Consider the following 25,555-nt stretch of genomic DNA (forward strand, 5'->3'; position numbering starts at 1 on the left):
TCGAGGATGACTTGGGTGGACGCGAGGAGACGGCTAATGCGGTTAGTGAAGGCGCGGAAGCCTTGCCGCCCATTGAGCAGCTTATAGGCCTAGCTTCACAGCCCTTGTGGCGCTCCTTTGACGGTGACAAGGTAACCGTGAAGACCGAGCTTCTATCAGCTGAGCATGCTCGCAAGCTCCGTGATCTCGCCAGGGAGAATAAAACCAGCGTCAACAGCGTGATCTGTGCCGCGGTAGCTATCGTCGCAGCGCGGGGCGAGGGGCGTGATACCTACAGGATCTTGAGCCCGGTAGACCTACGGCGGAAATTCGGCCTGGATGCAAGGGATTGCGTTCTTAGGGCAACGGCTGGGGCGATCGCTCTGCCAGCTCACGAAGAGCTCTGGACGTTGGCGCGAACACATATCGGTGAAATGAACCGACTGAGGACAACGGCTGAAATACGGCGGACCGGACGGATGCTGGACCAATTGATAACACCATCGTCTGATCCTCGCGTTGCTGTAGGCGTGCTCGGGGCGCTCGGGTATGACGCCGTGGTTTCCAACCTTGGTGTGATAGATATTCCACAAGAGTACGGTGACATATCTCTCGAGGCTATCTGGGGTCCGATTGGCCAAGCGCGGTTGAAGCGCGAGCGGTTCTTCGGAGTTTCGACGTTCGCAGGGACCTTGCGGCTGATTGAAGCGTGTCCGGCATCTCAAGAGCTGATCGGCTCTGATGTCGTGGAATTGCTCGCTAGCGCTTGTATTTAGCAAGATCCAACAGCTCATAGCATCGATGCCCTCGCCGCGCCCGCAGCGCCGCGCTGTGAAGAGGCCATAACATTGGTTACCGTCGCAGCGGGACGGTCTTATAATCGAGCAGTGAGCTAGAGCCGACGCCGCTTTTAAGGGGACAAAGAACCATTGGCATCGGGGATGCCACGCAGGGCCAGTCGTCCACCCCTGGGCGGTATTCAAGTGGCTTTCAGCGCCTCCCGCAATCTCCATGGCCGTCTCGAACATTGCATTACAGCTGAAAAGCCATTCCAGAAATCTGAAATTCAGTACGAAGCCAGGTTCCCCATCCTTTCTCAACACGCACCATTGGGATTGGAATAGCATGGCAGAACTGCGACGATACCGAACGCTCCTTCCAATATTCCTCCCATTGTGCCTGACATTCACAATGGGCAACACAATGACAATAGAACCTACCGTCTTCCGAACGGCTGGCCAAACCGCGACCAGCAGCGAATTCGAACTATCGGCGAGTTACTCGCAAATACTGGATTTTTGGAGTCGCTACGGAAAGCCGCAATCTGTTTCCGGGGCTGGCGACATTCTAATCAGAGGTATGTCGTTCCAACAAAACGACAGCGATCGCGCGATCGTCATTTCAAGCGGCCGTACAGAGAGCTTTTTGAACTACCGGGAGGTTATCTTCGACCTCTGGCAAGCCGGGTACTCGGTCTACATCATGGACCACCGAGGGCAGGGCCTCTCAGAGCGTATACTGAAGGCTCCCAAGGGTGCGGATGCAGACATTAAGCGCGCTACGCATGAGTTAGGATATGTGGATCGGTTCGACGACTACGTTGATGATCTCAAGTCCTTCGTCGATCAGGTGGTCAAGCCGGCCGGGAACAGACACCTGTTCTTGCTGGCTCACTCTATGGGCGGTGCGATCGCTTCCCTCTATTTGGAGAACCATCCGGATGACTTCGAGGCTGCGGTGCTTTCGTCACCGATGCTCGAGATTAACCTAGCGCCGCTACCTGCTCGCGCTTGCTGGCTGGTCCCACTCCTTGGGCGTCCGACACGGTACGTATGGGGAAAGGGGCCCTATAAAGAACCGAATGGGTTCGATCCCAAGCTAGCCTTGACGTCGAGCCAAACGCGATTTGAGCTTCTCTGGCGCGATGAGTTACGCCGGACCCCGGTTGCGCGACTGGGTGGGCCGAGCACAAGATGGGTGCACGAGGCGTGTTTGGCCGCGAAACGCAGTCGAGAGAGCGCGGGTCGTGTCACTGTACCAGTCCTCATTTTTCAAGCCGGACGGGACACGGTAGTAAATGACCGTGGACAAAACGAATTCTGCGCCGCGGTCACCAAAGGCGGCCGCGGTTCATGCGAGATTGACCGGGTAGAAGGCGCACGTCATGAGCTGTTCATGGAACGCGACGAATTTCGAGACCGTGTAATGCAGCGCGCGATTAGCTTCTTCGATAGGCAGAGAGACAAACCGCGTTGAACCAGGTGTTGCGCTATCAAAATCAAATTGATGTCGCGACGTATCGGCATTTTGGTTGCTGATCTCGATATGCGTAGCCGGAACCCGAGGAGGGCTACTCGAAACAGCATGTGTTGCTGTTTCGAGCATTGCTGTCACGGGATCAGCAAAAGCTTCCCGGTCGTCGCGCGGCTTTGCATCGCTTCGTGTGCAAGGACTGCGTCGGCGAGGGGATATGTGCCGCCAATGTTTACCTTGATGTTTCCGCTCCTAATCCAATCAAAGAGTTGGTTGGTGTGCTGGCGCAATAGCTCCGGAGTGGGAATGAGGTTCAAGAAAACGGCGTAGCCGATTTTGATACTCTTAGGCAGGCTCATGATATCGAATGGTCCAGGTCCGCCGAGGACGGGACCGTACCAGCAGAACGTACCTGATCGACGCAGCGAGTCGAGAGACCCCTGGAACGTCGAGGGTCCGGACCCGTCGTACACGACATCCACACCTTCGCCGCCGGTGAGACGGAGTGCTTCCTCGGCAAATTTGCCTTCCGTGTCAACGATGACGTCGCTAGCACCGGCTGCCTTTGCGATAGCGACCTTGCTTTCATTGGAGACACGGCTGATGACGCGCCCGCCTCGGAGCTTGATGATTTGCGTTAGCAAAAGACCAAGCCCACCCGCTCCCGCATGTACAAGCGCAACGTCACCATTCTGAACAGGATAGAAATCTGTCGCAAAGTGGCTGGCCGTCAGCCCCTGCATCATGATCGCGGCCGCCGTCTGATCGTCGATGTCGTCAGGGAGCTTCACGAGGGAGTCAACCGGTGCAACAATTCGCTCTGCGTAGCTGGAGAGATTGAATACCCACGCAACGCGATCGCCTTCGCGGAACTCCGTGACATCAGGTCCTACCTCGATGACGCGGCCGGCACCTTCGACACCGAGAATGGTAGGCTTATACCCGCCTCCCATCGTTCCTTGTCTTGCACCGATGTCCATGAAGTTCACACCTGCTGCCGTCACCTCGACGACAACCTGCCCGCTTCCCGCGACTGGATCCTGAGTCTCGGCATACTCGAGAACCTCGACGCCGCCGAAGCCATTCAACTTTACTGCTTTCATTTTTTCAGTCCTTTTATTTGAATAGTCATTCCAGAAATGTCCAAAAAAAAATTAATGCATGCCGCGCACCGCCATTTTACCTAGAGTGGCTAGTTGCACGTCATTCGCGCCTCCCCGTGCCGCGATGCGGATGCCCGCGAAGCTGGCAACGAGGTAGTCAACGACAGACGAGGGATCGAGCTCGATCGCCACGTCGCCATCCCTCTGAGCCTCTTTGATCCGGCCTACGAGGGCGGCCTGCAGAAGTCTATTGGATGACGCATGTATGACATTTATATCCTCGTTCCGATCGCCGAATTCACAGATCGAATTGACGCCCAAGCAGGACTGCCTGGCTTCTCGAACAACGCGATCTATCATCGCTTCAATGCCTTCTATTGCCTTTTGCTTGCTCATCAAGGTTGACACGTGAGCGCTGATCTCCTGCCGCCCGTAGCGATTGAGCGCAGCAAGGTATAGCTGCCATTTGTCACCATACGTGTCGTAGAGGCTCTGCCTCCCAATACGCATCCTGTCGGTAAGCATCGGTGTGGATGTCCCCGCAAAGCCATGCTCGCGAAAGACCGCCAACGCGGCGTCGAGTGCTTCCTCTTTGTCAAACTCTTTGTGCCTAGCCATGAAGAAACAAATAGGCTATCTGGAACGATAAGTCAAGAAAGTCGATGTCGTGTATTTCCAGACACGGTCGCTTTCCACTTCCTGCAGCGCGTGGTGTGGCCTTTCGGCTGCTCCCTTTAAAGGGCACAGTTCATGAGAATTCGTAGAATTGGCAGTCTGGATGTATCGGAAATTGGCTTCGGAGCCATGAGTTTCGCATCCACATATGGTGAATCGCCGAGCGAGGACGAAGCGATCCGTGTTATCCGCGGTGCTCATGAAATCGGAGTGACATTGTTTGACACCGCCGAGGTCTATGGGCCGTTCGCAAATGAAATCTTGGTTGGCAAGGCGCTTATCCCAATCCGCGACGAGGTCGTCATCGCTACGAAATTCGGATGGGATATCGATTTTGACACCGGCGAGCGGTTAGGTCGACTAAACAGTCGGCCCGAACACATCAAGCGTGCGACGGAGCTAATGCTGAAACGTATGAGGATCGACGAGATTGATCTCCTGTACCAGCATCGAGTAGACCCAGCCGTCCCAATTGAAGATGTGGCTGGCGCGGTGAAAGACCTTATTGACGAAGGCAAAGTCAAACACTTCGGTCTGTCTGAGGCTGCCCCGGGCACCGTGCGCCGAGCTCATTCCGTGCAACGCGTAACGGCCGTCCAGGACGAGTATTCGCTTTGGACACGAGAAGCGGAAGTCGAGATGTTTCCACTATGCGAGGAGCTTGGTATCGGCTTGGTGCCGTGGAGCCCTCTCGGTGCCGGCTTCTTGACTGGCAAGATAGATGTGACGACAAATTTCGAGTCGTCCGACTTTCGACAGAATTCTCCGCGGTTTACCGCTCAGGCGCGAAGCAACAACCAGCCGATCGTCGAACTTCTCAAGTTGGTCGCGACGCGCAAGAACGCTACGATTGCTCAGATCGCGCTCGCATGGCTACTGTCCCGGAAGCCGTGGATAGTACCTATCCCTGGCACAAGGAAACTCGATCGAGTGGTTGAAAACGTTGGGGCCTCGTTAGTCGTTCTCACCCAAGAGGACCTCGACGAGATAGAATACGGCTTGTCCAAGATTGCAGTCACGGGGAAACGTCTACCAGACGCGCTCCTTGAGTTCTCGAACCGTTAGGGAGACGGACGCAAGAAATGACGGCTCTGCGTTGTCGTGCCTTTGGAAAGACTCCCTCGGCTCACAGATGAAGGTCGCGCCATCCATAACGAGATATCTTGGTTGCATCCAGTGACCATCAGCCCTTCCGTATCACGGGGGACGGTTTTTGTCACCACAACAAAATTTTTTCTGCAGCGATATGACCAGCTCTACGTTGCGTACTGGGGTAATTCATGAGACGGCGGGGTCAAATTGTCTGATAATCGCCGACTGTCGCGACACGCTTCCAATCATTTATAGGCGCTGCCCATTCCCGGCATAGCGGTATCCACTACGGTTACGATGGATCGCTGATTTCTAGGTAATTGAGAGGTCGGTCAACGAAGCATCGTCGACCGGGGTAGTCAGGCTTTCTGTGGCCGGCGCGCATCGTGTGCTTCAACATAACGATAGCGTGCGCCAGGATGGGGCGCCTCTAATCGCGGGCCATGGCCGAACAGCTTTTCGCGCAACGTGCCATGACGATAATCCCTCTTGTAGACGCCGCGTTTTTGCAATTCCGGCACGAGCAGATCGACTGCGTCCTCGAAGCTCTCGGGCGTGATGGCATAGGCGAGATTGAACCCGTCGACATCGGTATCCTCGGCCCATTCCTGCAGCAGGTCGGCGACCGTCTGCGGCGAGCCGACGAAAACAGGGCCGAAGCCGCCGACGCCGACCCAGTCGGCCATTTCGCGCACCGACCAGACCTTGTCGGGGTCGATCGTCGTGAATGTTTCGACAGCCGATTGCACCGCGTTGGTGTGGCGGTGGCGTAGTGGCTCATCGGGTGAGAACTGGCCGAAATCGATCCCCGTCCAGCCTGAGATCAACGTCTGCGCGCCTTCGAAAGAGGCGTAGCGGCGATAGTCATCGAACTTCTTTTTCGCTTCCGCATCGGTCTCGCCGAGGATCACGGTCTGCAGATTGAAGGCGAGGATCTCGCGTGGATTGCGGCCGGCGCGCTCGGCTGCCTCCCGGACATTGGCGACATAACGTTTTAGTACCGGCTTTGAGGGAGCGGCGACGAAGATGCACTCTGCATGTTCCCCCGCGAAATCCTTGCCGCGGCTGGACGCGCCGGCCTGGTAGAGGACCGGCGTGCGCTGTGGGGAGGGTTCGCTGAGGTGGATGCCCGGCACCGTGAAATGCTTGCCGGAATGACCGATCGGGTGGACCTTCTCCGGATGCGTGAAGATGCCGGCGGCGCGATCGCGAACGACGGCGTCATCTTCCCAGCTGCCCTCCCAGAGCTTGTAGCAAACCTCCAGATATTCTTCCGCCAGATCATAGCGGTCGTCATGCTTGGTTTGAGCGGATTGACCGATGTTGAGTGCACCGCTGTTGAGGTAGGAGGTGACGATGTTCCACCCGACGCGGCCTTTGGTGAGATGGTCGAGCGTCGATATGCGGCGGGCGAAGGTGTAGGGATGTTCGAAGGAGAGCGACGCCGTCAGTCCGAAGCCGAGGTTTTCAGTCACATAGGCCATGGTCGGGATCAGCTGCAGCGGGTCGTTGACCGGCACCTGCGCGGAATGGCGCAGTGCCGCGTCGACATTACCGTGAAGCACATCATAGACGCCGAGGACGTCTGCGATAAACAGGCCATCGAACTTGCCGCGCTCCAGCGTTTTCGCCAGATGCACCCAGTAGTCCATGTCCTTGTAGGTCCAGGACTTATCGCGCGGATGTCGCCAGAGACCTGGTGACTGGTGTCCGACGCAGTTCATGTCGAAGGCGTTCAACCTGATTTCACGGCTCATGTCATTCTTCCTGCGTATTGTCTGGGCGCCCGCCGATCAGGCGCCGCCGGTCTTTCGGTTGATGAAGCTGAAGGCGAGCACGGCGAAGATGAGCGTGCCGGTGCCAACCTGCTGCCAGTAGAAATTCAGCCCGGTGAGGAGCAGCCCGTTGGCGACGATGCTCAGCAGCAGCACGCCAAGCACCGTGCCGGCAATATTGGGCCGGCCGAGCGGCGAAAGCGTTGTACCGATGAAGGTCGCTCCGATCGCGTTCAAGAGAAACGCATTGCCGGAGGAGGGGATGTAGACGGTGACAGTCGCCGTCAGGATCAGGCCGGCAATGGCGGCGACAATCGCGGTCAGGATGAACGTCACGGCGACATGCCGGCCATGGCCGATGCCGGAATAGCGCACGACGCTCGGCTGGATGCCGATCGCCAGCACCACGCGGCCAAAGCGTGTGCGGGCGAAGATGAACGCGGCGGCGGCAATGACAAGGATCGCGATCAACAGCGGCAGCGGAAAGCCTGATATCGTGCCGTGGCCGATGAAGCGGAAGGTGTCGGGCACGCCCGATGGCGGCAGATAGACCGGGTTGCCGCCATTGGTCAGCAGTTGCTGCACGCTGCGACCGATGAACAGCGTGCCGAGGGTCGCCAGAAACGGCGAGACGCCGATGCCAGAGATCAGCACCGCGTTGAAGGCGCCGACGATCGCGCCGGCGGCGATGCCGCCAAGCAGACCGATCGCAACCGGCTGTCCGGCAAGGACCAGCGAGACGAAGGCAAAGCTCGCGAAATCGACTGCCGTGCCAACCGAGAGATCGATACCGCCGGCCGATACCGCAAAGGTCATGGCCACGGAGACGATCGCAAGCAAGGTGAAGTTATTGACGAGAAGGCTCTGCAGATTGCCTGCAGTCAGGAATGTCGGCGTCGCCACGGAGAAGGCGGCAAAGACCGCGACGAGCGCCAGGATCAGGCCGTATCGCGCGAGACCGGAGAGCACACGGTGGTGCCAGGGCGCGACGGGAGCATGGGAGGCCGAAAGCGACATGGTCAGATCTCCCGCTTGCGAAGCAACGTCGTCGCCGAGACGACGATCAGGATGAGAATTCCTTGGACGCCGCTGACGAGCGTGCTGGAAAGGTTGAGGAGCTGGAAGCCGTTGACAAGGAAGCCGACGAGGAGTGCAGAGAGCAGCGTGCCAGTTATCGTCGGCACAAGTCTGCGGGAGAACACCGCGCCGAGAAGCGCCGTGACGACAACAGGAAGCAGCATCTCGCTGGAGCCCGTCGTACTGCCGCTTAAATAGGATACCGACAATATGCCCGCGATGCCGCCGCACAGGCCACTCGCCAGGAAGGCTCCTGCCAGCAGGCGCTTCAGCGGCAAGCCGGCAGCGCGCGCGGCATCGGGGAATTCGCCGATCGCATAGAGCCGGAGGCCAAGCGGTGTGTATTGCACGATCGCGGTCACCACGGCGGTGAAGCCGAGGAGCACATAGGCAAGCACAGGAATTCCGAAGGCATCGGAGGCAGATAGTGTGGTCAGGAAATCGGTGGACGCTGGAACGACCGTATTCTGCGTGAGCACCAATTCGAGGCCCGCCACGACGTTCATTACGGCAAGCGTCGCAAGCAGCGGCACGATGCCGGCGAAGACGACGGCGGCCGCATTGACTGCGCCGATCGCCAGCCCCGTCAGCAGGCTTGCGGCAACCGCCGCCGGATCGCCGTAGCCAAGCTGCGTTACCGTCGCGTAGACGGCGGCGCTGAGGCCCATATTCGCGGCGAGCGAGAGGTCGATACCGCCGGTGACGACATTGGCGCCGCCGGCGACAAGCACGATGGTCAGGCCGATCGCCAGCACGCCCGAGATAGCGGACTGGCCGAGCACGTTGCCGATATTGCCGATGCTCAGGAAGTAGGGTGCGGTGAGCGAAAAAACGGTGAGAATGACCGCAAAGGCGATCAGCGAACCGAAGCGCAGCGATGCCGCCGCCAGATTGCGGGCGGAGCGCTCCTTGCTGTGTTCCGCTTTAAAGTCGGCCAGATCGCCGATGTGGATATCAGCCGACATGGCGCAATCTTTCCGAGGCGCCGGTCGATTCCGCCAGCACTTCATCCGTTGTGGTTTCCGAAGAGATGAATTCGCGCGTCACGCGGCCGCGAAACAGCACCAGGATCCGGTCAGTGATCCCAATCAGTTCCGGCAGGTCGGAGGAGAGAACGATGATGCCGGCGCCGCGTTCGGCAAGCTCGCCGATCAGCGAGTAGATCTCGACCTTGGAGCCGATGTCGACACCGACGGTCGGCTCGTCGAGCAGGTAGATTTCCGAGTGGCGGCTCAGCCACTTGGCGATCGCCACCTTCTGCTGGTTTCCGCCCGATAGCGTGCGCACCAGCGCATCGCGGCCAGCGGTCTTGATCTGCAGGCGCTTGATGAGATCGTCGCTGTCGCGCCTCTCGCGCTTGCCGTTCAGGACACCCAGATTGGTGTAGCGATCAAGGCTCGCGAGCGTGATGTTTTCCGCAACGCTCAGATCGAGCGCGACGCCGTGGCCGCGGCGATCTTCCGGCACCAGCGCGATCTGCCTGACGACGGCGGCCTGTGGCGTGCACGCTCTATCTGCCGCGCCCGCGACCTCGATGTGACCGGACTGCGCACGCTCCAGCCCGAACAGGGTTCGTAAGAGATCCTTGGCGCCGGAGCCGAGCAGGCCAGTGATCCCGAGCACCTCGCCGCGCCGGACCGTGAAGCTCACGTCGGAGAACCGGTTCGCGGCTGTCAGTCCTTTCACCTTGAGGAGGTCCTCTCCGAACTCGACCCGCCGCTTGGGAAACATGTCGGCGATATCGCGCTCGACCATCAGTCGCGCGATGTCGTTGGCCGATGTCTCGGCAATCGGTGTGGAGGCCACGTCGATGCCGTTGCGGAGCACGGTGACGTGGTCGCAGAGCTCTTCGATTTCGTTCAGATAATGCGAGATGTAGATGATGGTGACGCCTTCGTCGCGCAGGCGACGGATCAGGCGGAAAAGGATATCGGCCTCGCGCCGCACAAGCGCCGCGGTCGGCTCGTCGAAAACCAGCACCTTGGGATGATCAAGCAATGCGCGGGTAATCTGGACGATCTGCTTTTCGGCGGTCGACAGCTCCCCGATCAGGGCGTGCGTGGGCAACTTGATCCCGAAATAATCGGCGAGCGTCTCGTTTGCCTGCCGCTGCATCTTACGGCGATCGAGGAATGGTGTTCCCGGAAGTCGTGGCTCGCGACCCAGAAACAGCGCCTCGCCGACGGTGAAGGTCGGAACGAGCAGGCGGTCCTGGTGGATGAAGTGGATGCCGTGGGTTTCGGCTAGATGCGGCGTCAGATGACCGATCCTCTGGCCCTCGATCTCGATCGTGCCTTCGTCTCGTTGGTGCAGGCCGGCGAGGATTTTGATCAGCGTCGATTTCCCCGCGCCGTTTTGCCCCACGAGGCCGTGGATCGTGCCGTGCTTGATCGCCAGCGATGCGCCGGCCAGCGCCTGCGCGCCGCCGAAGCGCTTCACGACGCGGTCGAAGCGGATGATGTCGTCAGGCCGCTTGGCGGGCTGCGGAGGAAGTATTGCCGTCATGTCGGAAACCCCAGTGGAGACGAGGGTGACGCGGCGGTGCCGCATCACCCGTCCGCAATTCAGCCGATGCCAAGCTTCTTGGTGACGTCTTTGACGTTCGCCTTGTTGGCGAGCAACGCCGGAACATAGGTCTCGCGTGGCAGCGTCTGGCCGGCCAGCAGCTTGGCGACATTGCGGATTGCCGTACGGCCGATCTCGGCGGGCTGTTGCGCAGCGTTGGCGCCGGCCGGTGAGTTCGGGTCTGCGACGAGCTGCAGGACCTCGGGGCTTCCATCCACGCCGTAGGTACGGATTTCGGTGCGCCCGGCAGCGGACAGCGCGTGGGTGGCGCCAAGCTGGGGAATATCCCAGGCCGACCAGATGGCCTTGATCGAACCCTTTTCCGGGTACTTGTTGAGGATCGCGGTGATCTGGGTGAAGGCGTCCTGAACTGTGTTCGGGATCACGTCGCGCAGCTCCGGCTGGATGATCTTCACTTTCGGGAAGTACTTCACGACATTGACCAGCTGGTCGTAGCGGATCGCGCAGGGCGTGACGCCGTAAAAACCGTTGAAGACCACAATGTTGCCCTCGGCGCCGATATCGGAGACCAGCTGCAGTGCCAGATCCTTGCCGATGCTCCAGTTGTCCGACGTTGTGTTGTTGATCGAATTGGTCGAGCCGACATCGACGGTGAGAACCGGAATGCCGGCGTCGCGCGCCTTCTTCAACCAGGGATCGATGACGCTGAGCGTGCCGAGAATCTGGACGATCGCATCGGGCTTCTGCGCCACCAGCGTCTGCAACTGAGCGACCAGCTTTCCGTCGTTGCGGCCGGCATCCACCGCGATCGGCTCGCCGCCAAGGCGCTTCACTTCCTCGATCTGCGCGTTATAGGCCTGCAGGTCGAAATAGTGGTCGGTACCCGTGGCGCTGATGGCGATGCGCTTGCCCTTCAGGGAAAGGCCTTCGTCGTCTGCCGCGGCTGCGGTGCCGGCGCTTGCGAGAAGGCTGGTGCCGGCGAAGGTCGCGCCTGCCACGGCGGCGAACTTCAGGATTTCGCGACGGCCGAGGCCGGCATTGGTGTGTTCAGTCATTTTGTTGTCCCTCAATAATCAATATCCATAGAATATGTAGATTAAATGGAATTGAGAGAAACGCTTTTCCAAAAGCCGAGGTCAGGAGGAAATGAACCAGAGAGAAAAAGGGCTACGGATAGGCGTTTTCGGTGGCGTTCGGAGCGGGTGTCGAAAGCATCGGGGACTGCGGAATAGGTGGTCAAATTCGTGTCTGCCGCGAGATTTACTGGGACAATGACAAGCTCAGCCGCCGTACTCGATGATCTCAAGGCCGGCATTGTAGTCGGTCGCATAGATAAGGCCTGAGGCATCGACGAAGACGTCGGCGGACTGGATGACTTGCGGACGCCCTGGGCGCTTGTCGGTCATGGTTTTCGGCGCGGCGGGCACGAGCGCGCCGGTCTCGACGGGGCGATAAGGATCGGAGATATCGAAGGCGCGGATGCCGGCATTCTGCCAGGTCGCGAAGATCAGCGTCTCGGACACGAACGAACCAGGGCGGTTCTCATGAAGATTGTGCGGCCCGAAATGGCCGCCCTTTTTGGTGTAGTCGACTTCATCAGGGATGGGGAAGGTAGAGATGCTGACCGGGTTGGAAGGCTCGCGGACATCGAAGATCCAAGTGTGTTTGCGGCCGTCCTCTTCACCATCGGCCACAGCCTCGTCGGCGACGACGAGCAGGTTGCGCCCCGGCAACGGTAAAGGCGAGTGGGTGCCGCCGCCATAGGGCGGAGACCAGTTGCGGTGCGCGATTAACTTCGGCGCGGCGTGGTCGGATATGTCAAGCAGCGTCAACCCGCCATCGCGCCAGCAGGCATAAGCCGTGTTGCCGGAAACCAGCGCGTGATGCAGCGCATAGCGTTTGCCCTCGGGTGCCGTGGAGGTTTCGCCGGCCGCGCGGTTCATGCCCGGGAGCCACCAGCGCCCGACGATTTCGGGGCGTGTCGGATCGGCAAGATCGATGGTCACGAAAATGTAGTCTGTGAAGCCGTCGAGGAGCGCCGATGCATAGGCGTAGCGGCCGCCGACATACCAGAGACGATGGAAGCCGACGCCCTCGACATCCAGTTGACCGATCCTGCGCGGCTTGTCCGGCGTCGAGATATCGTAGACAGTCATGCCGGCTGTCCAGGAGCGGTTTTTCTTGCGGCCGGCAACGGTCTCGCCGATTGATTTGGTGTAATAGTCCTTCTCGCTGGAAAACGTCTCGACATCGGCGAAGAGATCGAGTGCGTTGATAACGAGCAGCAGATCGTCATGCGTCTGCAGATGAATGTTCCAGGTGTTTGCGGGAGCTGGGATATAGGTAACCGCGCCGGGCCGCTTGGGATCGCGTACATCGACGATCGAGAAGCCCTGCGACCAGGGATGGGCGACGTAGGCATGTCCCCGATGCACCATCAGCTGCAATCCGTCGCCACGTCCACCAATGTCGGAATGCCCGATCAGCTTCATGTTGCGGGCGAAATCAGGGCGTGGGAGGTCGAGGCTGTCAGCCATGTGGTCACCTGTAAAATGTGAACTGAAAAAAAAGCGCCGTCTCGATGGGCGGCGCTCGATTGTTTCGTATGCTTAGTTTAGCGGCTGGATCCACGCAGCGGTCGCGGCATCGCTCTTCAGGAAGGCGGGGAACTTCTGCTGCAGGTCTTCGATCCTGGTGATCTTGTTGCTGATGAGATCGTCACGGGTCACCAGCGTCGGCTTCAGGAGCACGGAGCGGCCCGGAAACTGGCCGGCGATATCCAGCGATACGGCGCGGACCGAGACTTCGCCGACGACGGCGGCGTTGGTGGCGGCGGTGGCAACCCAGGCGCTGTCGGGTTCGATCATCAGCTGGATATCGGCCGTCGAGGTGTCGACGCCGTAGATCTTCACCTTGTCGGCGACGCCGAGCTCGTCGATCGCCAGCTTTGCGCCCTTGGCGAACTCGTCCCAGGGCGTGAAGATCACCGAGATGTCGGGGTTGGCGCGAAGTACCGCCTTCGTCTGGTCGGCCACGGAGGCCGGAACCGTATCGTTGACCACGCCCCACACGGCTTTTTCCGTCAGATTATGCTTGGCGACGAAATCCGTCCACACGGCATAGCGGCGATCCAGCGGCGCGAAGCCGGCGACATAGACGGCGCCGCCGACGAAGCCGTCGCCCTTGTCCTTGACCGCCTGCTCGAGCACGAGGCTCGCCATGTCCTTGTCGCTTTGCTCGATCTGCGGGATCGCCGGGTTGTCGAGGTTGACGTCGTAAGCCACGACCTTGATGCCGGCATCGAGAGCCTTCTGCGCGACGTCCTTCAGCACCTCGGGACGGCCATTGTTGATGATGATGCCATCGACGCCGAGGTTGATCGCTTGCTCGATCAGCGTGCGTTCCGTGTCGTTGTCGTTGCGGGCCTGGGAGATCGTCGTCTTGATCCCGAGCGCGTCGGCCTGCCGCTTGACGCCCGCCTCGAAGGCCTGCAGCCAATCGCCCCCGCCGAGATAGCTGACAACGGCGATATTGACCTGGCGCTTGTCGAACGGCGCCGGCGCGCCTTCGATGCCGGTTGCGAGGCTGGAGCTTGCAAGCAGTGCGCCCGCGATGAGCGCGGCGGCAAAGGATTTCAGTGTGGTCTTCATAAGTCAGCCTCTCCTTGGGCTATGGCGTGTGATAGTTTTCGTTCACGGATTGGTTCGGCCGAGGCCATAAGTGAGCGCGAGCGCGCCCGCCAGCACGGCACCCTTGACGAAATCCTGGGTGTAGTAAGGCGCATTGAGCATCGTCAGGCCGTTGAGCAGCACACCGACGAAGACGGCGCCTACGATCGTGCCGAGAACGTTCGGGCGGCGAAGGCCCATGACGGTAAAGCCGATCAGCGAGGCCGCGACGGCGTCCATCAGAAGCGATCCGCCCGATGACACGTCGCCGCGCCCGACGCGGGCAGCAACGATGATGCCGCCGAGCGAGGCCAGCGTTCCGGAGATCACATAGGCCAGCGTCTTCAGGCGCGTGGTCGACGCGCCGGCGAGACGGGTGGCGACCTCGTTTCCGCCGGTGGCAAACAGCAGCCGGCCGATGCGCGTGCGCTCCGTCAGGACGTAGAGAACTAGGGCGACCAGGATCATCAGCACGACGGCCACTGGAACGGTGCCGGCGATGCTGTAGCGGCCGATCAGCAGGAAGCGCGGATCGTAGAGGCCGGATGCCGTCGAGCCATCAGGCAGGATGAGGCCGGCCGAGATCGAGCGACCGGCCGTCGGGATCAGCTGCAGGCCCGAGAGCAGGAACATCATCGACAGCGTCGCCAGCAGGTCCGGCACCTTCAGCCGCACGATGACGAAGGCATTGAGGAGGCCGATGAGCGCGCCGAAGGCGAGCACCAGCGGGACGGTCGCGAAAGCGTCGAGCCCGAGCACGATCATCGCATAGCTGGCGGCCATGACGCTGGAGGCGGCGACCGCACCGATCGAGAGATCGAAGCCGCCGACGGCGAGCGTGACCGTGACCCCTGCACCGAGAATGGCAACCACCGACACGGCCTGCAGGATGCTCATCAGATTGTTGATGTTGATGAAGGCGGGCTGTGCGGCGGTGAAGCCGATCACCAGCGCGATGAGGAGCAGGAAGACCGCGCCGGAGCGGATCACCGCAGCCACGCGGCTCAGAAACGGACCTGTGCCCTGCGGCGAAGGTGTCTCGCCAATGGTTTCATCCTGGATGGAGCTCATGCTGGAATTCCTTCGGCAGCAGGTTTGTCTTCGTGCACTTGCGCGGGGCGGACACTGTGATGATCGATGACGAGGATGCGGTCGGCGACCTCGAAGGCCTCTTCCGGATCGGAGGTCGCGATCAGCGTGGCGCGATCGCTCCGTCCCCTGATGGCTTCGATGATGTCCTGCCGGGCGCCGACATCGACGCCCTGGAATGGCTCGTCGAGCAACAGCAGCCGGCTCGGCTCAGCTTCCCAGCGAGCGAGAACGGTCTTCTGCTGGTTGCCTCCGGAAAGGGTCCATATCGATGCGTCGGGGCCGGAGGTCTTGATGCGCAGTCGCTTGATCGCCTGCTCCGCCTCGCGTGTTTCGCGGTTGCCCCACAGGAAGCCCTGCGGGTACCATTTGCGCAGGTGCGGCAGGCTGATCGTCGCTGCCACGCTGTTTCCCGGCCATGACGGCGGCATCAGGGAAGAGTGATGTCGATCCTCGGCGGCCATGACGATACCGGCCGCAATGGCAGTTGCGGGGCCGTTCGGTTGGTACGGCTGCCCATCGAGTGCCATCGTCCCCGAGGCAAGCGTTCCCGTCCCGAAGATGGCTGACAGGAGCCGGCTTTTGCCGGCGCCGAGCACGCCGGTGACGGCGACGACTTCGCCCTCGCGGATGGATAGGTCGAATGATGTGCTGGTGGCGAGAAGCTTGATATTCGCCATCTCGAAAATGACGCGGCCATTTTGCGCACCTACGTCCGGCCGCGCCGCCTCCAGTTTTCGTCCGATCATTGTCTCGATCGCGGCGCTGAAGTCGATCGGTCTTTCGAAGGCGCCGACCAACCGGCCACCGCGCATGACCAGCGCCCGATCTGCGATCGCCTGCAGGTCGGCGGTCCGGTGCGAGATATAGAGAACGGCGAGACCCTGGGCGCGCAAGCGTAGCAGGATTTCGAACAGCCGCTGGCTCTCCCCGATCGACAGGCTGGCCGTTGGTTCATCGAGGATCAGCATGTCCGCCTTGTTTGAAAGGGCACGCGCAATCGCCACCAATTGCCTATCGGCGGCGCCGAGGTCGGCGAAATCGCGATCAAGCGGCAGTTCAAAGCCTGCGGCATCCAGCATGGCCTTTGCCGGCACGCGGACAGTTCGTCTTGAGACGAAGAACGGCTGGCTGCGGTCGGCGAAGCGATTGAGGAGCAAGACATCGGCGACCGTCAGCCCCGGTGCGCCGACCAGATCGGTCGATTGGTGCACGGTCACGATACCGCGCGCTGCTGCTTGCGCCGGCGTCCGCGGCGCGAAGGGTCGACCGTCAATGGTCACCTCTCCGCCGTCGGCGGAAAGCACGCCGGAGAGGATTTTCACGAGTGTCGATTTGCCCGCGCCGTTCGCGCCCATGAGAGCCACGATCTCACCGCGGGCGATCGATAGGGAAGCGCCCGACAGCGCGCGTGTCGTGCCAAAGCTGCGGGTCAGATTTTCAACGGAGAGCAGAGACATGGATGAACTACTAGTGAAGGGGAGCCGAGAGGCGAAGTTAGGGAGCATCGCCTTGATTCGAATGTATTTTACGCGCGCTACTTCGTCTTGAGCGGCCCTCAAAAACCCGGTTTCATTGACGCCAAGTTGCACCGGAACCCGGTGTCGCGACAGGCAAAGTGTTTCCCGCCCCACACCCAAATCGCACAAAGTTTTTCCCGTTCAGCAGAAATATCGGAGCAATTTGTCTACTAAAAACGTAGAAAATATACGCTAATGAAAATGCGGGAGAAAAGCCGCGGATAAATTGGATCTTTTTAGGAGCGCATCATGAAGACCTTCAGCCGCCTGGCGCTTTCTGCCGCCGCGATCTCATTCGTCGCCTTGAGTGGTGCTCACGCCGAAGGGTTGGCTGGCGCGCCGGCGCCATTCGACAAGGGCGGCGTCAAGCTTGCCCTGATCAGCTACATCTCGGCAGGCGACTTCTTCCAGGCCTATCAGGCTGGCGCACAAGCGCAGGCGAAGGCGCTCGGCATCGACCTGCGCGTCTTCCCCGGCCGCCAGAACGCCGCCGAACAGCGCGAGCAGGTCCTGCAGGCCGTCAATCTCGGCGTTCAAGGGATCGTCGTTGACCACGGCTTGCCGGAATCGCTTGGTGACGTCGTGCAGCAGGCGCTCGACAGGGGCGTGAAGGTTGTCGCTTTCGACGTCAATCTGAACAACCCCAAGATACCGCAGGTCGAGCAGAGCGATCATGAGCTTGCCAAGCAGGCGCTCGAACAGGCGGTGAAGGAAAATGGCACGAGCTTCAACGCCGGCTATGTCTATGTCGCCGGCTTTGCGCCGCTCGACCGCCGCAACGAGGTCTGGGAGAAATTCAAGGCTGACAACAAGGGCGTTGTCGAGAAGGCGCGCTTCGGCAATGTGAGCGACACGACCGCGACATCGACGGCGGACCAGGCGAAGGCGGCACTGACGGCCAATCCCGACATCAGCGTGGTCTTTGCGCCTTATGACGAGTTTGCGCGCGGGGTGAAGCTGGCGGCCAATGATCTCGGCATCGCATCCAAGCTGAAGATCTATTCGGCCGATGTTTCCACCGCCGATATTCAGGAGATCACCGAGGAGGGAAGCCCCTGGGTGGCGACCGTCGCGACCAATCCTGCTGTTGTCGGCGCCGTATCCGTTCGCGCGGCGGCCCTGCAGATCGCCGGTGAAGACGTTCCCCACAATATCACCGTGAAGCCGACCCTGTTGACGCAGGCGGCGCTGCGGTCGGCCAACGTCAAGACGATCGAGGATCTGGCGAAGAAGCTGCCCGAGTTCAACACCAGCGACGTGGTGACCGCTCCCTGGATCCCGGCAAAGCTTTTCTGACGCAGGCACGCCAGTCCGGCAGCTCGCCTGCCGGACCGCTCTATTTTCAATGGGAGTTTTCGATGAGCCAATCCAATGTCATTCATGTCGCCGCGCGAGACACGACAAGGACCGAGCTTTTCGCGCGCGCGGAGGAGATTTCAGCTGACCTCGCGAGCCGAGGCGCCGAACTCGACCGTGACGGCCGCCCGCCGCTCAATGAGATCGTCAAGCTCAAGAATGCCGGGCTGCTTAACGCGCTGCACGCTCAAGCGATAGGTGGGGGCGGCCTTGACTGGGTCGACGGTTTGAAGCTCGTGCGCATTCTCGCCCGTGGAGAAAGCTCGATCGGGCAGCTGCTCGGCTATCACTTCGTCAACAGCCAGTACATCTACTGGGCGATCGACGACGCAGGTCGTGCCAATGCACTTGGCACTGAAACAGTAGCCAAGGGACTTTACTGGGGTGCTGCCGTCAACCCTCGCGATCCGGGCCTCACGCTGACGCGACGCGGCAACGGTTATGTGTTGAACGGCCGCAAGTCCTTCTCCACCGCGGCGCGGATATCCGACTACATCAACGCCAATGCCACGCTGGACGGAAAGATCGCGAGTTTTGCGGTTCCTACCAATCGGCCGGGCTATATCGCCAACGACGACTGGGACAATATCGGACAGCGACTTTCCGACAGCGGCAGCGTCGAATTCCGGGACTTCCCCGTTTACGAGGAGGATTTTATTGGGGTACCAGCCGAGGCGGGAGCAGCCCCCCCGGTGCGTGCGAGCTTCAACACACCGCTGATCCAGCTTGTTTTCGTGAATTTCTACCTCGGCAGCGCCGAAGGCGCTCTTGCGCAAGCAGTCGACTATGTCAGGACGACCACACGCCCTTGGGTCACATCGGGCGTCGCCAGAGCACAGGACGATCCCTATATCCTTGAGCGTGTCGGAGAGTTTACTGCTTCAGTGAAGGCGGCCGCTGCATTGGCGGATCAGGCGGCCGGCGCGGTTCAGGCGGCGCTGTCTCGTGGTGCTGATGTCACGGCGCGCGAGCGCGGGGAAGTGGCCGCTGAAGCCTATGCCGCCAAGGTTCACGCCACAAATGTGTCACTCGACATCACATCCCGCGTCTTTGAGCTGACCGGCGCCCGTTCGACGGCTGAATCCTATCGTTTCGACCGTTACTGGAGAAATGTCAGAACGCACACGCTGCATGATCCCGTTTTCTACAAGGCCAAGGAAGTCGGTGAGTTCGTTCTCAACGACAAGATCCCCGAAGTCAGCCTCTATAGTTAAACAGTGGTCCTCCCGACCCTCGGTAGCCCCGTCGCTTGCGGCAGGGCTACCTGCGTCGGTCAAAGGGCTCCGCTTCGCGGCGGTAACGCCCCGTTGAGATGATAGTTGCCGACAACATGGTATTTCCAGCGCACCGGATCGTGCAGCGTGTGGGTCCGTGCATTGCGCCAGTGGCGGTCGAGGTTGAGACCTGTGCTCGTGGAGGCCGTGCCTGCGAGTTCGAAGAGCGCGTTGGAGGCGTCTAATGCGATTTCCGATGTCAGGACTTTCGCCGCTGCAACAGCGAGTGTCGCAGCAACGACGTTTTCTTCGGTCGTATCGATCTGTGCAATGTCGACCTTGTTGCCGGCACGTTCGACCAGGGCGGAGGCCGCTTCCAGCCTGATCGCAAGTTCCCCGGCCTTGGCGATGGTCAAAGGATCATCTGATGCTCTTTCAACACCGCTGTTGGTCCATGGCCGCGATCGGGTCTTCACGAAATCGACCATTTCTGAGAAGGCTGCGCGCGCAATGCCGAGATCAATCCCCGCATGGATGATCTGCCCCACCGAACCGATCGTCGTTGGACGCTCGAAACCTTTATGATGGTGCACGACAGCATCGGCCGGGACGTAAACATTATCAAGCAACGTCGTACCGCTGCCGGTCGTCCGTTGTCCAAAACCATCCCAATCATCAAGGATTTCCACACCCTCGCTTCCTTTCTGGACGAAAGACATGGTCAGTTGATCGTTCTCGTTCAATGCGAAGACCGTGATCCAGTCGGCAAATATGACGCCGGTCGAGTAGAACTTTCGGCCATTGATGCGATAACCGAGCCCATCACGGACAATTCGGGTATTGTAGTCTCCAACGGTTTTCGTGCCACGCTCCGACAGCGCGTTGCCGAACCGGTCGCCGGAAAGTGCGCGTGCGAAAAAGAAGCGTTTCTGTTCTTCCGTGCCGTCCGTTCGAAGCGCTTCGAGAATATAGAAATGGTTCTGGGGGATCTGGCCGATCGATGCGTCTGCCTCGGCGAGAATGGCGGTCACCTCGGCAAGAACGCTGTTTGAGACATCTATTCCTCCGTATTCGTGAGGAACAGTAATCGCCAGAAGACCCGCGCGTGATAAGGCATCCAGCTCATGGTGAGGAAGCAAGCGCTCCTGGTCGCGCAGGGAAGCTTCGGTTTTGAAGCGATCCGCCAGCGTCCGCGCGGCCGAGATCGCTTCTTCTTCGCTGGCCAGATGCGCCGTCGCGCCCCCAATTGCGTTTATCTGATGTGGTATCTTGTCCATCTCTCTCTCCAAAGCTGAGGAGATAGGGGTGCAAGATGTCTCGATCAAAAAGAAGAATATTAAATCTATAAACTAATGGACCAATGAAATGTCTTTGCGCTGCACATGGCATCTCAACCGGCGACAGTAAGGCCAAAGGGTGGTTGTTCGCGCACGCCGGGGAGCTCACCAAGTTCCCACGCCTTTCGGTTGCCGGCGTCACGAACAATTTCTGCGATTGCGCCGAACTGAGAGGCCAGAGGATTGGTCTTGCGCCAGACCATGCCGATCGTGCGGAAAGGACGGGGCTCCAGCAGGCGAAACACACTCACATCCGCCGAGCGTGTCTCCGTTCGCACCGCCATCTGCGGCAGCAATGTCACTCCGATGCCGGCGCCGACCATTTGCACCAGCGTGGTCAGCGAGCTCCCTTCCATGAGTTCGCGCGGCGGCGCGGCGGCGATGTTGCAGAAGGAGAGCGCTTGCTCGCGGAAACAATGTCCTTCCTCCAACAAGAGGAGACGCATCTCATGCAGCATCTCCGAACTCGGCACGGGTTTGCCTGCGTCCTCGATAGGCCGGACGAGAACGAACTCCTCGTTGAAAAGCGGAACCTCCTCAAGCGTCGTCTCTGATACGGGAAGGGCAACGATTGCTGCGTCCAATCTCGCCTCGTGCAGGTCCTCGATCAACCGCTGGGTCACCGCCTCGCGCGGGCGTGGATCAAGCCCCGGATAGCGCTGGGTGAGCGTCTTGATCACATCGGGCAGTAGATAGGGGGCGATCGTCGGAATGACGCCGATGCGAAGCCGGCCCGAAAGCGTCGTCTGCGTGGCGCGCGCCAGATCGGCAAGATCGTCGACCGAACGCAGTATGGCGCGTACGCGCTCCGCAAACTCCTCGCCGAGACTGGTAAGACGGATCTGCCGGCCACCGCGCTCCACCAAAGGAGCGCCGATCAACGCCTCGAGTTCGCGGATTTGCACGGATAGCGCCGGCTGCGAAATCGCACAGGCATCGGCAGCGCGGCCAAAGTGCCCCAGCCGTGCTAGGGCCTCGAAATAACGCAGGTGCTTCATGGATAAGCCAATCATAACCAAAACCTATCAGCGCGTTCAGAATATACAATTGGAATTTATCGACCGGGTCCCTTAATTCCTTTTTCGGGACTTGAGCCAGACAGCTGGTTCGTTGACCCCGCGCAGCATTTCTTGCGCAAGGAACACTTGGCACGCGACGCCAACCCGAGTTCGAATTTTAGGGAGAGTGAACGTGGACACAAAGACACCATCGGCCGGCAAGTGTCCGGTCATGCACGGCGGCAATACGGCGCTTGGCAAATCCGTCACGCAGTGGTGGCCGAACGCGCTGAACCTGGACATTCTGAGCCAGCACGACACCAAGACCAATCCACTCGGCAAGGATTTCAATTATCGCGAAGAGCTGAAGAACCTCGACGTCGAGGCGCTGAAGAGCGATCTGCGCGCACTGATGACCGAAAGCCAGGAATGGTGGCCGGCCGACTGGGGCAGCTATGTCGGCATGATGGCCCGCGTCACCTGGCACGCGGCCGGCTCCTATCGTGCGGCAGACGGCCGCGGCGGCGCCAACACCGGCAACCAGAGGTTCGCTCCGCTGAATTCGTGGCCGGACAACGTCAATACCGACAAGGGCCGCCGCCTTCTCTGGCCGATCAAGAAGAAGTACGGCAACCGGATTTCCTGGGCCGACCTGATCGCGCTCGCGGGCACGATCGCCTATGACGTCGCCGGCTTGAAGACCTTCGGTTTCGGCTTCGGCCGCGAAGATATCTGGCAACCGGAAAAGGACGTTTACTGGGGTGACGAGCAGGAGTGGCTCGCACCGAGCGACGGCCGCTACGGCGATGTCGCCAAGCCGGCCACGCTTTCGAACCCGCTGGCAGCCGTCCAGATGGGTCTGATCTACGTCAACCCCGAGGGCGTCAACGGCAAGTCCGACCCGCTCGCCACTGCCGCGCAGATGCGCGAAACTTTTGCCCGCATGGGCATGGATGACGAAGAGACCGTGGCGCTGACTGCCGGCGGTCACACCATCGGCAAGAGCCACGGCAACGGCAACCCCGCCGATCTCAGCGCCGATCCTGAAGCGGCAGGTCCGGAATCCCAGGGTCTCGGATGGTTGAACACCAAGGGTCGCGGCATCGGCCGCAATACCGTGGTGTCGGGCATCGAGGGGGCATGGACCACCGAGCCGACGAAGTGGGACAACGGCTTCTTCGAAATGCTCTTCAAGCATGAATGGCATTTGGTGAAAAGCCCGGCGGGCGCCACCCAGTGGGAGCCGATCTCGATCGCCGACGCCGACAAGCCGGTCGACGTGGAAGACCCGAGCATCCGCCTGAACCCGATGATGACGGACGCCGACATGGCACTTCGGGTCGACCCGATCTACCGTGAGATATCGCTGCGCTTCCGCGACGATTTCTCCGCATTCTCGGATGCCTTCGCTCGCGCATGGTTCAAGCTGACCCACCGCGACATGGGCCCGAAGGCGCGCTACATCGGCCCGGATGTTCCGGCGGAAGACTTGCTTTGGCAGGACCCGATCCCGACAGGCAGCACGAGCTACGACGTCTCAGCCGTCAAGGCGAAGATCGCCGCATCCGGCCTCTCCGTCGCCGACCTCGTCAGCACGGCATGGGACAGTGCCCGTACCTTCCGTGGTTCGGACAACCGCGGTGGGGCCAACGGCGCCCGCATTCGGCTGGCGCCGCAGAAGGATTGGGCCGGCAACGAGCCTGAACGCCTCGCCCGTGTTCTGGCCGTGCTGGAGCCGATCGCTGCCGCAAGCGGCGCTTCGGTTGCCGATGTGATCGTTCTTGCCGGTAACTACGGTGTCGAACAGGCAGCCAAGGCTGCAGGGTTCGATATCCAAGTGCCGTTCGCCGCCGGTCGTGGCGACGCCACTGCAGAGCAGACTGATGCCGAGAGCTTTGCGCCGCTTGAGCCGGTCGCTGACGGTTTCCGCAACTGGCAGAAGGAGCACTATGTGGTCAGCGCCGAGGAACTGCTCCTCGACCGCGCCCAGTTGATGGGGCTGACCGCGCCAGAGATGACGGCTCTCGTCGGTGGCCTGCGCGTCATCGGCGCAAACCACGGCGGCAGCAACCATGGCGTCTTCACATCGAAGGTCGGTGCGCTCACCACGGATTTCTTCGTCACGCTGACGGACATGGACTATTCCTGGGTCCCGACCGGCCGCAACTCGTACGAAATCCGTGATCGCAAGACCGGTGCCGTGCGCTTTACCGCGACCCGCGCCGATCTCGTCTTCGGTTCGAACTCGGTGCTGCGCGCCTATGCCGAAGTCTACGCCCAGGACGACAGCAAGGAGAAGTTCGTGAAGGACTTCGTTGCTGCCTGGACGAAGGTGATGAACGCTGACCGCTTTGATCTGACCGCCTAAGGCGCAGGGTCTACTCGCAGACCTCGAAAAGAACCTCCCCGCTTGCGGCTTCATGCGGGGAGGTTTTCCGTTTCGTGGGGCGGATATCGTCGTGTCTATCGACGTAGAGCTGCCCGTTAGCCTTTGCCACCACTGGCTGGCTGCACCGCCGATTTGGCGGTGCTTTTGTCCTTGCTCGGCGATGCCTTGTGAGCGGGATCTGTGCCTGCATGCTCGCGTGCATGGGCTTCAGGTCCAGCAACGATCACACCATTCTGATCCTCGTCCACATGCTCTTTCGCCCGGCGGTTTGTGACGTCCTTGGCCATCGTCTCGGTCTCCTTTCGCGATACCTCGCACGTTAATGACCGGCAACGAGCCTTGTTCCATGCGGCCGCAGAAAGCGTCGACACAAGGAGGTGGCCGTTTGCTTAGGAATATGAGACGTTGCTTTTGCACCGGGTTGCTCAGCCTGGTCGGAGGTCGTCTTCCGAGACGTGCGAAATGCAGCAGGGAGGAAATAATGCCAGATGCAAGAATGATGTCCCAGATGGCTGAAAAGGCGGGTTTTATCGCTGCTCTCGATCAGAGCGGCGGATCGACGCCGGGCGCTCTGCGCCTCTACGGCATTGCGGATACCGACTACGGCAGTGAAGATGAGATGTTTCGCCTGGTCCACGAGATGCGCGTTCGTATCATGACGGCGCCGGCATTCTCGGGCGACAAGGTGATCGGCACCATTCTCTTCGAGAGAACCATGGACGGTGACGCCAAGGGCAAGCCTGTTCCCGCGTTCCTCTGGGAAGACCGTGGTGTCGTCCCGTTTTTAAAAGTCGATAAGGGGCTGGCAGCCGAAGTCAATGGCGTTCAGGTCATGAAGCCAATGCCGGAACTCGACGGTTTGCTGGAGCGCGCCGTCAAGAAGGGTATCTTCGGCACCAAGATGCGCTCCGTGATAGCCCAAGCCAACCGGGCCGGTATCGCCGCCGTCGTGCACCAGCAGTTCACCGTGGGGCAGCGCATCATTGGCCACGGCCTCGTTCCGATCATCGAGCCTGAGGTCTCGATCAAGAGCCCGACCAAGCGCGAGGCGGAGGTGATCCTGCGCGAAGAAATCCTGCGCGAACTTGACGCCCTGCCGGCGGATCAGAAGGTCATGCTCAAGCTTACGCTGCCAAGCGTCGACGACTTTTACAAGCCGCTTGTCGACCACAAGTCGGTCATCCGCGTTGTCGCCTTGTCAGGTGGCTACAGCCGGGCCGAGGCTTGCGAAAAGCTGAGCCAGAACCACGGTATGATCGCAAGTTTCTCAAGAGCGCTGGCGGAGGATTTGCGTGTCACGATGAGCGACGCTGAATTCGATCGCTGTATGCAGGAGGCTATCGATCAGATCTATGCGGCAAGTGCCGTGAAGTGAGGTCGAGGCGGCCATGATTTCGATTGTCTGATGGTCAGGAATAAGGGCGTTCGATCCACTGGGGATTGCTTTCCATTCGATCGAACGTCCGACCCTCTCCCTATCTGGCGCGGCTTATGAGTTGTCATC

The 25,555-nt window shown here is 60.3% G+C and carries 21 protein-coding genes; 7 read left to right on the forward strand and 14 right to left on the reverse strand.

Features of this window, described 5'->3' with window-relative positions; translation table 11 throughout:
- Both B3605_RS07340 and B3605_RS07345 read left to right on the forward strand, forming a co-directional pair.
- A partial coding sequence (locus B3605_RS07340) for a phthiocerol/phthiodiolone dimycocerosyl transferase family protein (RefSeq protein ID WP_296433458.1) occupies nucleotides 1–755 on the forward strand: 755 nt, incomplete at its 5' end.
- A 427-nt stretch (nucleotides 756–1,182) separates the two neighbouring features.
- Complete coding sequence (locus B3605_RS07345; RefSeq protein ID WP_296433459.1) at nucleotides 1,183–2,235, forward strand: alpha/beta fold hydrolase; 1,053 nt, start codon at nucleotides 1,183–1,185, stop codon at nucleotides 2,233–2,235.
- Nucleotides 2,236–2,369: 134 nt separating this feature from the next.
- Here B3605_RS07345 and B3605_RS07350 read toward each other — a convergent pair whose 3' ends face one another.
- Nucleotides 2,370–3,335: a quinone oxidoreductase family protein gene (locus B3605_RS07350; protein ID WP_296433460.1), complete on the reverse strand. Its 966-nt coding sequence runs from the start codon at nucleotides 3,333–3,335 to the stop codon at nucleotides 2,370–2,372.
- Nucleotides 3,336–3,386: 51 nt separating this feature from the next.
- Nucleotides 3,387–3,953 (reverse strand): TetR/AcrR family transcriptional regulator, encoded by a 567-nt coding sequence (locus B3605_RS07355; protein WP_296433461.1) that lies wholly within the window; start codon nucleotides 3,951–3,953, stop codon nucleotides 3,387–3,389.
- A gap of 132 nt (nucleotides 3,954–4,085) precedes the next feature.
- Here B3605_RS07355 and B3605_RS07360 point away from each other — a divergent pair, with 132 nt between their 5' ends.
- Nucleotides 4,086–5,075, forward strand: coding sequence for an aldo/keto reductase (locus tag B3605_RS07360; protein ID WP_296433462.1), 990 nt, complete (start codon nucleotides 4,086–4,088; stop codon nucleotides 5,073–5,075).
- Nucleotides 5,076–5,461: 386 nt separating this feature from the next.
- Here B3605_RS07360 and B3605_RS07365 read toward each other — a convergent pair whose 3' ends face one another.
- The 9 genes from B3605_RS07365 to B3605_RS07405 all read right to left on the reverse strand — a co-directional run bounded on the left by B3605_RS07365 (nucleotide 5,462) and on the right by B3605_RS07405 (nucleotide 16,697).
- Nucleotides 5,462–6,859, reverse strand: coding sequence for an LLM class flavin-dependent oxidoreductase (locus B3605_RS07365; protein WP_296433463.1), 1,398 nt, complete (start codon nucleotides 6,857–6,859; stop codon nucleotides 5,462–5,464).
- 36 nt (nucleotides 6,860–6,895) lie between these two features.
- Nucleotides 6,896–7,894 carry an ABC transporter permease gene (locus B3605_RS07370; RefSeq protein ID WP_296433464.1) on the reverse strand — a complete coding sequence of 333 codons (999 nt, stop codon included), beginning with the start codon at nucleotides 7,892–7,894 and terminating at the stop codon, nucleotides 6,896–6,898.
- 2 nt (nucleotides 7,895–7,896) lie between these two features.
- Nucleotides 7,897–8,919 (reverse strand): ABC transporter permease, encoded by a 1,023-nt coding sequence (locus tag B3605_RS07375; protein WP_112941157.1) that lies wholly within the window; start codon nucleotides 8,917–8,919, stop codon nucleotides 7,897–7,899.
- Nucleotides 8,909–10,459, reverse strand: a complete 1,551-nt coding sequence (locus B3605_RS07380; RefSeq protein WP_112941253.1) for a sugar ABC transporter ATP-binding protein — start codon at nucleotides 10,457–10,459, stop codon at nucleotides 8,909–8,911. The genes B3605_RS07375 and B3605_RS07380 overlap by 11 nt, the downstream gene beginning before the upstream one ends.
- 59 nt (nucleotides 10,460–10,518) lie before the next feature.
- The gene (locus tag B3605_RS07385; RefSeq protein WP_296433465.1) at nucleotides 10,519–11,535 is read right to left on the reverse strand and encodes a sugar ABC transporter substrate-binding protein; all 1,017 of its coding nucleotides are present in this window, start codon (nucleotides 11,533–11,535) and stop codon (nucleotides 10,519–10,521) included.
- A gap of 225 nt (nucleotides 11,536–11,760) precedes the next feature.
- Nucleotides 11,761–13,017: an LVIVD repeat-containing protein gene (locus B3605_RS07390; RefSeq protein ID WP_113168380.1), complete on the reverse strand. Its 1,257-nt coding sequence runs from the start codon at nucleotides 13,015–13,017 to the stop codon at nucleotides 11,761–11,763.
- A gap of 72 nt (nucleotides 13,018–13,089) precedes the next feature.
- Nucleotides 13,090–14,130: a substrate-binding domain-containing protein gene (locus B3605_RS07395; protein ID WP_296433466.1), complete on the reverse strand. Its 1,041-nt coding sequence runs from the start codon at nucleotides 14,128–14,130 to the stop codon at nucleotides 13,090–13,092.
- 42 nt (nucleotides 14,131–14,172) lie between these two features.
- Nucleotides 14,173–15,219 carry an ABC transporter permease gene (locus tag B3605_RS07400; RefSeq protein WP_112941160.1) on the reverse strand — a complete coding sequence of 349 codons (1,047 nt, stop codon included), beginning with the start codon at nucleotides 15,217–15,219 and terminating at the stop codon, nucleotides 14,173–14,175.
- The gene (locus B3605_RS07405) at nucleotides 15,216–16,697 is read right to left on the reverse strand and encodes a sugar ABC transporter ATP-binding protein (protein ID WP_296433467.1); all 1,482 of its coding nucleotides are present in this window, start codon (nucleotides 16,695–16,697) and stop codon (nucleotides 15,216–15,218) included. The genes B3605_RS07400 and B3605_RS07405 overlap by 4 nt, the downstream gene beginning before the upstream one ends.
- Before the next feature lie 309 nt (nucleotides 16,698–17,006).
- On the opposite strand from B3605_RS07405, the gene B3605_RS07410 reads away from it, so the two are divergent.
- Nucleotides 17,007–18,053, forward strand: a complete 1,047-nt coding sequence (locus B3605_RS07410) for a substrate-binding domain-containing protein (protein ID WP_296433468.1) — start codon at nucleotides 17,007–17,009, stop codon at nucleotides 18,051–18,053.
- Nucleotides 18,054–18,115: 62 nt separating this feature from the next.
- Nucleotides 18,116–19,327 (forward strand): acyl-CoA dehydrogenase family protein, encoded by a 1,212-nt coding sequence (locus tag B3605_RS07415; RefSeq protein WP_296433469.1) that lies wholly within the window; start codon nucleotides 18,116–18,118, stop codon nucleotides 19,325–19,327.
- A gap of 59 nt (nucleotides 19,328–19,386) precedes the next feature.
- Here the strand turns inward: B3605_RS07415 and B3605_RS07420 are convergent, their stop codons facing one another.
- Both B3605_RS07420 and B3605_RS07425 read right to left on the reverse strand, forming a co-directional pair.
- Nucleotides 19,387–20,604: an SfnB family sulfur acquisition oxidoreductase gene (locus tag B3605_RS07420; protein ID WP_296433470.1), complete on the reverse strand. Its 1,218-nt coding sequence runs from the start codon at nucleotides 20,602–20,604 to the stop codon at nucleotides 19,387–19,389.
- Between the two features lie 113 nt (nucleotides 20,605–20,717).
- Nucleotides 20,718–21,677 (reverse strand): hydrogen peroxide-inducible genes activator, encoded by a 960-nt coding sequence (locus tag B3605_RS07425; protein ID WP_112941165.1) that lies wholly within the window; start codon nucleotides 21,675–21,677, stop codon nucleotides 20,718–20,720.
- 178 nt (nucleotides 21,678–21,855) lie between these two features.
- Here B3605_RS07425 and katG point away from each other — a divergent pair, with 178 nt between their 5' ends.
- Nucleotides 21,856–24,030: a catalase/peroxidase HPI gene (katG, locus tag B3605_RS07430; protein ID WP_296433471.1), complete on the forward strand. Its 2,175-nt coding sequence runs from the start codon at nucleotides 21,856–21,858 to the stop codon at nucleotides 24,028–24,030.
- 116 nt (nucleotides 24,031–24,146) lie between these two features.
- Here katG and B3605_RS07435 read toward each other — a convergent pair whose 3' ends face one another.
- Nucleotides 24,147–24,338 carry a hypothetical protein gene (locus tag B3605_RS07435; RefSeq protein WP_112941167.1) on the reverse strand — a complete coding sequence of 64 codons (192 nt, stop codon included), beginning with the start codon at nucleotides 24,336–24,338 and terminating at the stop codon, nucleotides 24,147–24,149.
- Between the two features lie 194 nt (nucleotides 24,339–24,532).
- Here B3605_RS07435 and B3605_RS07440 point away from each other — a divergent pair, with 194 nt between their 5' ends.
- Nucleotides 24,533–25,426, forward strand: a complete 894-nt coding sequence (locus B3605_RS07440) for a fructose bisphosphate aldolase (RefSeq protein WP_113199746.1) — start codon at nucleotides 24,533–24,535, stop codon at nucleotides 25,424–25,426.
- The last annotated feature ends 129 nt before the right edge of the window (nucleotides 25,427–25,555 follow it).

It is taken from the genome of Rhizobium sp. UBA1881 (assembly GCF_002338015.1).
Taxonomy (GTDB): Bacteria; Pseudomonadota; Alphaproteobacteria; order Rhizobiales; family Rhizobiaceae; genus Rhizobium.